10 protein-coding genes and 2 pseudogenes are annotated in these 9,259 nt (G+C 60.4%); 6 read left to right on the top strand and 6 right to left on the bottom strand.

The genetic code is table 11. The annotated features are described in order from the left end of the window. Positions 1-477, top strand: a pseudogene (locus tag WBH99_RS08395) (hypothetical protein); the annotation flags it as partial. Between the two features lie 43 nt (positions 478-520). On the opposite strand, the gene purU reads toward WBH99_RS08395, so the two are convergent. Together purU and thrH are read right to left on the bottom strand one after the other, a co-directional pair. Continuing rightward, positions 521-1,384 carry a formyltetrahydrofolate deformylase gene (gene purU, locus WBH99_RS08390; RefSeq protein ID WP_424219634.1) on the bottom strand — a complete coding sequence of 288 codons (864 nt, stop codon included), beginning with the start codon at positions 1,382-1,384 and terminating at the stop codon, positions 521-523. 11 nt (positions 1,385-1,395) lie between these two features. Continuing rightward, positions 1,396-2,007, bottom strand: a complete 612-nt coding sequence (gene thrH / locus WBH99_RS08385) for a bifunctional phosphoserine phosphatase/homoserine phosphotransferase ThrH (RefSeq protein ID WP_424219633.1) — start codon at positions 2,005-2,007, stop codon at positions 1,396-1,398. Between the two features lie 332 nt (positions 2,008-2,339). Between thrH and WBH99_RS08380 the strand changes: the two genes are divergently transcribed. Beyond that, positions 2,340-2,564 (top strand): hypothetical protein, encoded by a 225-nt coding sequence (locus WBH99_RS08380; protein ID WP_424219632.1) that lies wholly within the window; start codon positions 2,340-2,342, stop codon positions 2,562-2,564. Positions 2,565-3,400: 836 nt separating this feature from the next. Here WBH99_RS08380 and WBH99_RS08375 read toward each other — a convergent pair. From WBH99_RS08375 to WBH99_RS08365, 3 genes are all read right to left on the bottom strand, one after another. Next, complete coding sequence (locus tag WBH99_RS08375; RefSeq protein ID WP_424219631.1) at positions 3,401-3,919, bottom strand: pilin; 519 nt, start codon at positions 3,917-3,919, stop codon at positions 3,401-3,403. Between the two features lie 117 nt (positions 3,920-4,036). Beyond that, on the bottom strand, positions 4,037-4,819 hold the full coding sequence (locus WBH99_RS08370) for a hypothetical protein (RefSeq protein ID WP_424219630.1): 783 nt from the start codon (positions 4,817-4,819) through the stop codon (positions 4,037-4,039). 101 nt (positions 4,820-4,920) lie between these two features. Continuing rightward, positions 4,921-5,454, bottom strand: coding sequence for a pilin (locus WBH99_RS08365; RefSeq protein ID WP_424219629.1), 534 nt, complete (start codon positions 5,452-5,454; stop codon positions 4,921-4,923). A 201-nt stretch (positions 5,455-5,655) separates the two neighbouring features. On the opposite strand from WBH99_RS08365, the gene WBH99_RS08360 reads away from it, so the two are divergent. From WBH99_RS08360 to WBH99_RS08345, 4 genes are all read left to right on the top strand, one after another. Further along, a complete protein-coding gene (locus WBH99_RS08360; RefSeq protein WP_424219628.1) occupies positions 5,656-6,111 on the top strand; it encodes a hypothetical protein in 456 nt (151 codons plus the stop codon). A gap of 325 nt (positions 6,112-6,436) precedes the next feature. After that, positions 6,437-6,895 carry a DUF29 domain-containing protein gene (locus WBH99_RS08355; RefSeq protein ID WP_424219627.1) on the top strand — a complete coding sequence of 153 codons (459 nt, stop codon included), beginning with the start codon at positions 6,437-6,439 and terminating at the stop codon, positions 6,893-6,895. A gap of 332 nt (positions 6,896-7,227) precedes the next feature. Continuing rightward, the gene (locus WBH99_RS08350; protein ID WP_424219626.1) at positions 7,228-7,869 is read left to right on the top strand and encodes a hypothetical protein; all 642 of its coding nucleotides are present in this window, start codon (positions 7,228-7,230) and stop codon (positions 7,867-7,869) included. A 137-nt stretch (positions 7,870-8,006) separates the two neighbouring features. Then, positions 8,007-9,056 carry a Fic family protein gene (locus tag WBH99_RS08345; protein WP_424219625.1) on the top strand — a complete coding sequence of 350 codons (1,050 nt, stop codon included), beginning with the start codon at positions 8,007-8,009 and terminating at the stop codon, positions 9,054-9,056. On the opposite strand, the pseudogene WBH99_RS08340 reads toward WBH99_RS08345, so the two are convergent. Further along, positions 9,057-9,259: pseudogene (locus WBH99_RS08340) on the bottom strand (hypothetical protein); the annotation flags it as partial.

The following is a 9,259-nucleotide window of genomic DNA, read 5'->3' as shown; positions in this document are numbered from 1 at the left end:
GAATGGGGCCGGCTGGAAAAAGCCCAGCTGGAGCGGCTCGAAGCCCTGCTGCAAGGCCCGGCCCTGCTGCAAGGCCCGGCCCTGCTGCAAGGCCCGGCCCTGCTGCAAGGCCCGGCCCTGCTGCAAGGCCCGGCCCTGCTGGCCATGCACCATCCGCCCTTTGCCGTGGGCATCCCCGGCATGGACGAAATCGCCTGTCGCGGCGAGGTGGCCGCCCTGGGTCGGCTGCTGGCCGCAAGGCGCGGGGTGGAGGGCCTGCTCTGCGGCCATGTGCATCGCCATGTGGCCACCCTCTTTCACGGCATTTTTGCCCAGGTGGCGCCGGCGACCGCGCATCAGATCGCCCTCGATGCCGAGCCCCTGGCTTACACCCTGGAACCGGGCGGTTTCTTGCTGCACGACTGGGAACCCGGCCGGCCTCTGCTCAGCCATTACCTGCCGCTCCAGGCCGCGCCGGTATATGCGTATGAGGAATGAAAAACGCCGGGCAAGGCCCGGCGTTTCACGTGGAACAAGAAGTTCAGCGGAACACCACGGTCTTGTTGCCATGCACCAGCACCCGGTCCTCCAGGTGGTAGCGCAGGCCCCGGGCGAGCACGGTCTTTTCGATGTCCTTGCCGTAGCGCACCATGTCCTCGGGGGCATCCGAATGGTCGATGCGGATCACGTCCTGGTCGATGATCGGGCCCTGATCCAGGTCTGAAGTGACATAGTGGCAAGTCGCCCCGATCAGCTTCACGCCCCGCTCATAGGCCTGGTGATAGGGCTTGGCGCCGACGAAGCTGGGCAAAAAGCTGTGGTGGATGTTGATGATCTGGTTGGGGTAGGCGGCGCACAGATCCGGGGAGAGGATCTGCATGTAGCGCGCCAGCACCATGCAATCGCCGCGCACCTCCTCGAAAATCCGCTTCACTTCGGCGTAGGAAGCCGCTTTATTGTCTGGGGTGACCGGCACATGGTGGAAGGGAATGCCGTGCCATTCCACGAAACCCCGGAAGCTGTCGTGATTGGAAATGACGCAGGGAATCTCGATATCCAGTTCCCTGGCCTGCCAACGGGCGAGCAGGTCGTAGAGGCAGTGCTCCTGCTTCGACACCAGGATGACCACCCGCTTCTTGATGGCGCTGTCGCTGATGCGCCAGACCATCTGGAGAGGTTCGGCGATGGTGGTACGAAAGCGCTCCCGGAACTCCGCCAGCAGGAAGGGCAGGGAATCCGCCTTGATCTCGATGCGCATGAAGTACTGCTGGGTCAGGCCGTCGGCGTGGTAGCTCGATTCGAGGATCCAGCCGCCGTGTCCGGCGATGAAGCCCGACACCTTGGCGATGATCCCCACCTGATCCGGGCAGGAGGCGGAGAGGGTGTAGAAGCGTTCCCGATGCATGGCGTCGGCCCTCAAGCGTTGCGGGCGAAGGCGGCGTCGATTTCCTGGCGCAGGGCGGCGTAGTCCCGGGTGACCGGGAACTGGGGAAATTCCCGCACCACGTTCTCGGGCGGGTGGAACAGGATGCCGGCGTGGGCTTCGCCCAGCATCGCCGTATCGTTGTAAGAATCGCCGGCGGCCACCACCTGGAAGTTCAGCTCCTTGAAGCGCCGCACTGCTTCCTGCTTCTGGTTTGGCATGCGCAGGTGGTAATTCACCAGAAAACCCTGGGCATCGGCCTCCAGGCTGTGGCAGAACAGGGTGGGCCAGCCCAGCTGACGCATCAGCGGGTGGGCGAATTCGTAGAAAGTGTCGGAAAGGATGACGAGCTGGTAATCCTCGCGCAGGCCATCCACGAATTCCCGGGCGCCGGGCATGGGGCCCATCGCGGCGATCACCTTCTGGATGTCCGGCAGGCCCAGCTGCTTTTCGCGCAGCAGATTCAGGCGAAAAGTCATCAGCTTGTCGTAATCGGGTTCATCCCGGGTGGTGCGGCGCAGTTCCGGGATACCGGTCCGTTCGGCAAATTCAATCCAGATTTCCGGTACCAGCACACCTTCGAGGTCGAGACAGACGATACGCACGACAAACTCCCTGTAATCCGACAAATGAAGGCAGGATTCTACCCGAATGCGCCGGGGCTCGTGGGCGGGCCGCAAAGCCGCCCCGGCCCGCCCCAGCCCGCCCCAGCCCGTCGTGCCGGGGCGGCGGCTTTGCTACTGTCAATAAACGAGCCGGGCCCTTTTCATTGACCTCAACTCGAAAGACTGAAAGGACTGATGCCTCATCCCGATGCCGCCGCTATGGAAACTTCACGGAAAAAATTGCCCTGTCTGCACATTTTTCGGGTTCAGCTACCTGTTGCGGTCAATATCAGGAATAATCCAGCAATTCTTGCTGCGGAAAGGATGCAAAAGTGCAGTTGATTGCCCGACTGTTGTTGATTGCCGGGAGCCTCATTGGCAGTTGGTTTTTTGCCCAGGATGCCCTCAATTTCCCGATCATTTCTTTCATCATCGCGATGTTTCTGGTCGTCATCCTGATCGCCATTCTGGCTTTTCGGCAGACGATAGCCGGTTTTTTCCGCCGCCTTCTAGGCAAGGACGAACCCGGAGACGAATCCAAAGATGAACCCAGATGAAGCGCCTGTTGCGGCATCCCCGGGGCAAAGGACAAGCTGATTGAAGCCTCGCGCCGCGCGAATCACGCAGATCCATCGGGTTCTGTCCCCGCGACTTCAGTCAATATGAAAATTTGCGCAACAATGCGCGGATAGTACGTAAATCAGTGCACCCGCACCCTGCGCAGGAGGTACGCCGTGGGAACTGACCGCAAAACCATTATCTTGACGAGGACCGGCCAACAACACGACCGGCGAGTCCCGCAGCGCTGTTAGCGATGCGGGGTTTGATCCGACGCCGGAAAAGGGAAGTCGAGCGACTGAAGCACGAGTCCTGACCGCCGTCCCGCCAGCGCCGAGTTTTTGATGTCACCTGATACCCCTGCCCACAGCGAGGCGCCAACAATCAATGGGGTCAGAGCCCATGGCACCCCCTTGAGCCGTTGTCGTACCGGTCCCGGTAAATTAAAAGAGGCTGAAAGCCACCCAGGGTTCAGATTCAATCGAGGCGACAACTATTCTGACTCAGGGGCCTGAACACGGGGCCTTGCTGCAAAGCCCGCCAACGCTTGCCATTGCCCCTGATTTCCCGGTTGGCCCTGCCCGTGGGTGAGCGCCTGGAACTTGAAAGTCGTAGCGATTGGAAGTGGCGCGGGCGCTCCATCAAGCGGATGGATGGCACGACGATCTCCATGCCCGACACGGAGCGTAATCAGCAAGCCTATCCACAAAGCGGTGTGCAGCGTGCAGGGCCGGGCTTTCCCCTGGCGATGTTGGCGGTCAGTTCGTTATGCGCAACAACCCACTCAGGATCAAAGGAGTCTGACCCTGTTGATCGGCGTGCTCCTTTTTGCGGCTCAGCGGCATTCGGAAGGGGCGTATTTTGCGGGTAGCGTGCCCAAACCCGTCGATAGGCCGCGCCCGCCCGCCGTGGCATTGGTAGAAGAGGCGCAGGCCCAGTCGATGGCACCCGTGACGCCCTCCGCCAATAGCGCTTTCTGGACGTTAGGGGTAAAAATCAGCGTCTTATTCTGTGCGTCCGCAGGCAGGCCGGAACTCGCGCCGGCACTGGTGACGGTAATGATGCCCAAGGCCGGGTCGATCGCGATATTGGCGACGAATTTCGACTGTTTTTCCGCGACAGATCGGGCGTTATATTCCGTTGCGGCCCTTGTCACGCCTGCCACGCCACCGCCCAGGAAAGCTTCGGAGACGAGCGCTTTTGCAGTGTTGCCCGCCAGCAGCAACTCCGTCATTTTGGCGCGTGTGGTGAAGTCCTGATAGGTCGGCAGGGCCACGGCGGCCAAAATGCCGATGATGGTCACCACAATCATCAATTCGATCAGGGTGAAACCTTGTTGCCGGAAGTTTTTCATGGTGTGCCACCTCCTGGTGCTTCAGTGATGCAATGAAATATCAGAATCAACCCTATGCAATAAACCTGCCATCCATTTGCGCCATGGCGGCTGGGCTTGTGCGCCGGCACACGGGGGTCAAGGCCGCAAAAAACCATCTACTGGAACATAGCCCACGATTTGCAGCCTGGGATCGAGCAGCGCCACCCAGTCTCCGGTTTTACGGCTGGCCAAGGGCAGGAAGCGCAACTGGTCTATTGGAACCCCGGTTTTGGCGACGGCGGCCTGCAAGGTTGCGGCCTCTTGGGGACGCTGCTCGATCAAATCGCGCACGGGTCGGGCACGCTGCGCCATGGCAGAGTGGGCGTTTTCCCAGGGCTGCCACCAGTGGGGGCGCATGGCGGGCGAAACGCCCGCCAGGTTCAACTGCACGCTTTCAAAAAATTCCTCGCTATTTCTGGCCTTGCGTGTGCTCACTGGCATCACCCCCCAGTAAGGCAAGGACTGCAGCCCCGCCGGCGCCTGAGCCAGGGTTTCGGTCTCGACTTCATTGGCCCTGACGATCACCAGTCGATCTGCTTCAAAGGCCAGCACCACCGGGCGGGCAAGCCACAGGCTGTGCAGGCCATAAAGCAGCGCCGCCAGCTGCACCAGGCCGATTAGCGAAAAATCGACCCAGCGCTCGCGCCGCGATTTGGCGGGGTTGGCCAAGATCAGGGTCAACAAGGGGCCACATAGCGCGTCCACCACCAGCAGCAGCACGAACATGCGGCCCACCCCCAATAGCGAAGCAAAAGGCGGCGGATAGAGCAGGCCAAACACAAAGAGGCCCGCCACCGCAGCAAGGCAGGCCGAAATCAACAGATGGCGCCCTGCATAGCCAAACGCAAAGCGAAAACGATTTACGGCGTCAGGGGGCATGGCGAGATGAGGCAGGAGGTGGGCAGGAAAAAGGGCGCTTGTAGCGCCCTTGGGTCTTGATCAGGCAGTTCCGGTGGGTACCGATACCCGCCTGTGCGTCATCAACGGCACTCGGAAGGTGCGTACTTGGCAGGCATGTTGCCAAGCGTCGCAGTCAAACCACGGGCAGTTGCAGTGGTGTTGGTGGTTGAGGCACAGGCCCAGTCGATCGCACCAGAAGCACCATCAGCCAAAGCAGCGCCTTGCACGTTGGGCGTGAACACAAGGGTCTTGCCTTGCGCATCGGTGGGCAAACCGCTGGTAGCGCTCGCGCTGGTCACCGTGATGGCACCGGTCCCAGCATCAATCGCGATATTGGCCACCATCTTCGACTCCTTCTCGGTGATGGCACGACCATTGTATTCGGTCGCGGCAGCCTTCACACCCGCCAGGCTGTCGGATTGGAAGGCCTCGCTGACCAAGGTCTTGGGGGCGGTAGCTGCGATGACCATTTCAGAAACCTTGGCGCGGGCGGTGTAGTCCTGATACGCCGGCAGCGCGACGGCGGCGAGGATGCCGATGATGGCGACGACGATCATCAATTCGATCAGGGTGAAACCTTGTTGTGCCTTGCGCACGAGGGAAATTTGCGACATGGTAGTACTCCTTTATGGGTTGGACATTCCAGAAATTTCTTTTCCGGCAATTTGCTGAGTGCATGGCCCATGCCAGGTGGAAAACCTGTTTGAAATCAACATCGTGAAAAATGCGCTGGATTCTGGCACGACGGGCGCCCTGTCATTGGCACAGCCTGGCACGGCCTGGGCTGTGCCAGGCGCGGTTGAAGAGGATGAGACATGAACTTTGAAGCGATCAGCATGGAGGCGGCGGTGGCCTTGACCGGCTTGAGTAAGCGCACCTTGTGGCGGCGCCTGGCCGAGGGCCTGTTGCAGAAGCTGCCCGCTGCGGCGGCTGTGACGCGGCTCGAACTCGATGGCGTGCTGGCCCTCGCCGGCCTCGAATTGGGGGCCGAGGAGCGGGCCTTGTTGTGCCAGGCCGACGCGGGCGATGCCGCGGCGCAGGCGGAGATCGGCCTGTGCTGCTTTCGCGCCGGGCGGCCGGCGGCGGCGGTGTATTGGTTCAATCTTGCCGCGGCGCAAAACCATGCGGATGCGATGCAGTGCCTGGGCCAGTGCTACGCCGCCGGCACGGGGGTGGCGCGGGATGACAACCTGGCGCTGATGTGGATCGCCAAGGCCGCGGCGCACGGCCACCGCATCGCCCAGCACCAGATGGCGGGGCTGCAGCGCTGACGGCGGGAGGTTGTTTCGCCCTCGATGTCTTCATGTCGGCAGGGCGTCTCCTGTTCCCAGGCCGGGTATTCGGCGGGTATTCGGTGGGGTTCCAGAGGCAGGCTGGCTGGGGGCGGGTTATGCTGGCTCAACAACCCGGCAAGAAGCCCTTCGTCTTCGATAATGGGCCGAGCTACAATCAATTCGTCGTTGGCCCAAGCGGCAGCGGTATGTCATATGCAGCCGCTGCTGAGATAGTCCTGAGATAGTCAAGTCCAATGGGAGAACCGATAATTGGGGTCTGTTCCCTGTTGGTGTGGTTTCAATGTTGTTTAAGGAGTCCTTGATGGGCACTACCTACGAAAAGGATGTGATTGCTTGGTCTCAAGAACAGGCCGCTCTGCTGCGCTCGGGGCGCTTCACTGACTTGGACATCCACCATATTGCGGAGGAGATTGAGGACGTGGGCAAGAGCGAACAACGCGAGTTGGCAAACAGGATGGCCGTTCTACTTTTCCATCTGCTCAAGTGGGAATTCCAGCCGGAGCGCCAAGGATCGAGCTGGGAACGCACGATCAAGACGCAGCGCGATAGCATCGAGCGGAGAATCCAGAAAATGCCTAGCCTCAAATCCTCGCTGGACGATCCTGATTGGTGGGCCGATGCATGGGGAGACGCCATTATTGAGGCCTCGAAAGAAACCGGCCTTGATAACGCCGATTTTCCGGAAAAGTGCCCGTGGCCGCTGGCTGAAATCATGGATCACAGCTTCTTCCCGGGCATGACGAACACGCCACGCCCGTGATACTGCAGCGCAGCCGGCCTCATGCGTGCTGACCAGGGGCCGCTATATGCGGCCCCTTTGCTTGTCTCATACTGCCGCAGTTTTCACCACACAACTTCCCGCATACCTGCGCCACATCCATAATCTGGCGCACGCCACGGGAGCCGCGCTCAACCTTCGTACCGTGGCGATCACGGGCGATCAGGCACAACGCGATTCCTGCCTCATCGATCGCACCGACATCCGACAAATCGATTGCGGTCGCCTTGACCGGGAGCTGGCGTCGCGGAAATCAGCGCCCAGGTGGTTGTGCAACCTTTTTTCTGTAAATAATCCGAGGCGATGTCATCGGGATGATGGGATCAGTCTTTCATATTGAGATAGATCTTGCCGGTCATCCACTCCTCATCGCACTCGACAGCAATGTAAAGCCGAACCCGTCCTCGACCATTCCAGACAGTGGCCATCCCAACTATCAAGACCGTGTGGATTTTGATGGGATCAAGGCGCTGTGCAGTGAGCGCGGCGCGCAGATCGTGGTGGGTTTCGCGGGCGGAGAAGCTGCGTTGAGGCAGAGCGATCTGAAGCAACTACTACGGCAGCGCGCATTCAAGTGGGATGTCGCTGCGGGTGGCCAGGGCAATAAACAGGCGGTCAACTGGGTCGCTGGCAACCGGTTCATCGATATCGTGCTCAGCCTTGAAGCCGCCTGCACAGGCTTGAATGAGCCCTCTGCACCGGTCAGGATTGCTGCTCAGATCCCGAAGGAAGATCTCGAGGTCGGCGCGTGGTACAGCGGAAAAGGGCGCAATGGCGACGTAGGACTTTGGGATGGCGAGGACTTCCTGGTGCTTGGCTTGGAAGGCAAGAAAGTCGGTCCTGATCGCTCTGACCGGGAAGACGAGTGCCGCATCAAGCGCGAACCCTGCTGCACCGTGGATGAGGGCTGCTTCCAGCCATTTGCCAAGCTTGTTCCTGCTCATCACTCGGCATAGAAAGCCACGACGATCCCCCGATCTCACTGCCTTCGACGGTGGTGGGGTCGGGGGATTTTTGCGTTTTTGGGTGTAAATGGGTGTCTTATTGGGTGTGCCGCCTGGGAAATGGGTGTAATTGGGTGTACTATTGGTTCATGCTCCGAACCGACACTATCCAGATCACGCCAGAGATGCTGGCCCTGATCGCCAAAATCGATGAGTTCAAAGGTGCCTGGCGTGCCTTGGGGACCCTTGCGCCTGAGCGTTTGTCCGCTTTGCGCCGCGTAGCCACCATCGAGAGCATCGGCTCCTCGACACGGATCGAGGGCAGCAAGCTGACCGACCGCGAGGTCGAGCAACTGCTGGCCAACCTGGAGATCAAGCGTTTCGATACGCGTGACGAGCAGGAGGTGGCGGGTTACGCGGAGGTCATGGATGTGGTGTTCAGTGCTTGGCAGGACATCCCCTTCACCGAGAACTACATCAAGCAGCTACACCAGATCCTGCTCCAGCATAGCGACAAGGATACGTGGCACCGTGGTCAGTACAAGACCAACACCAATAGCGTGGCGGCCTTCAATGAGCGCGGCGAGCAGATCGGGATTGTGTTTCAGACGGCGTCGCCGTTCGATACGCCTCGTTTGATGACCGAGCTGGTCAGTTGGGTCAATGCGCAGCGCGAGTCCAAACTGCTGCATCCCCTGCTGGTCGCCGCGATCTTCGTGGTGGTGTTTCTGGAGATTCATCCCTTCCAGGATGGCAACGGGCGGATCAGTCGAGCCCTGACCACGCTGATGCTCTTGCAGGCGGGTTATGCCTACGTGCCGTATAGCTCGATGGAGAGTGTGATCGAGCTCAACAAGGAAGCGTACTATCTGGCGCTGCGCCAGACGCAGGGCACGATTCGTACCGAGGCCCCGAACTGGCAGCCATGGCTGGTGTTCTTCCTGCGTTCCCTGGCTGAACAGGTACGGCGGCTGGAGAAGAAGGTCGAGCGTGAGAAGCTGGTGTTGGCCAGCCTGCCGGAGTTGTCACTGCAGATTGTGGAATTTGCTCGCGAGCATGGGCGCGTCACCATTGGCGATGTCATCAAACTTACCGGCGCCAGCCGCAATACGTTGAAGGCGCACTTCCGCAACTTGGTGGAGCGCGGACACCTCAGCCAGCAAGGTAGCGGCCGAGGTGTTTGGTACGAGTTGCGCTGATTACACCGTGGCCGCCACTGCAGCTTGATTCGCCACCGCCGTCCTCCGCCCCACGACATTCCCCACCCCATTGACTGCCTCCAGCATCGCCTGCGGCGAGAGGTGCGCGTAGCGCATCGTCACCTTCGGATCATGATGGCCGAGCAGTTTCTGCACCTCGTACAGCGACCGCCCGGCATTGACCAGGAAACTCGCGTAGCTGT

It is taken from the genome of Azovibrio sp., assembly GCF_049658005.1.
In the GTDB taxonomy this organism is placed as follows: Bacteria; Pseudomonadota; Gammaproteobacteria; order Burkholderiales; family Rhodocyclaceae; genus Azovibrio.
The sequence above is the reverse complement of the archived record's forward strand: the minus strand, read 5'-3'. Positions and strand labels throughout refer to the sequence as shown.

Coding starts and splice junctions, on each gene's coding strand:
- purU (WP_424219634.1), bottom strand. CDS start 1,384: ATGCATCGGGAACGCTTCTACACCCTCTCCGCCTCCTGCCCGGATCAG.
- WBH99_RS08375 (WP_424219631.1), bottom strand. CDS start 3,919: ATGAAAAACTTCCGGCAACAAGGTTTCACCCTGATCGAATTGATGATT.
- WBH99_RS08370 (WP_424219630.1), bottom strand. CDS start 4,819: ATGCCCCCTGACGCCGTAAATCGTTTTCGCTTTGCGTTTGGCTATGCA.
- WBH99_RS08365 (WP_424219629.1), bottom strand. CDS start 5,454: ATGTCGCAAATTTCCCTCGTGCGCAAGGCACAACAAGGTTTCACCCTG.
- WBH99_RS08360 (WP_424219628.1), top strand. CDS start 5,656: ATGAACTTTGAAGCGATCAGCATGGAGGCGGCGGTGGCCTTGACCGGC.
- WBH99_RS08355 (WP_424219627.1), top strand. CDS start 6,437: ATGGGCACTACCTACGAAAAGGATGTGATTGCTTGGTCTCAAGAACAG.
- WBH99_RS08350 (WP_424219626.1), top strand. CDS start 7,228: ATGATGGGATCAGTCTTTCATATTGAGATAGATCTTGCCGGTCATCCA.
- WBH99_RS08345 (WP_424219625.1), top strand. CDS start 8,007: ATGCTCCGAACCGACACTATCCAGATCACGCCAGAGATGCTGGCCCTG.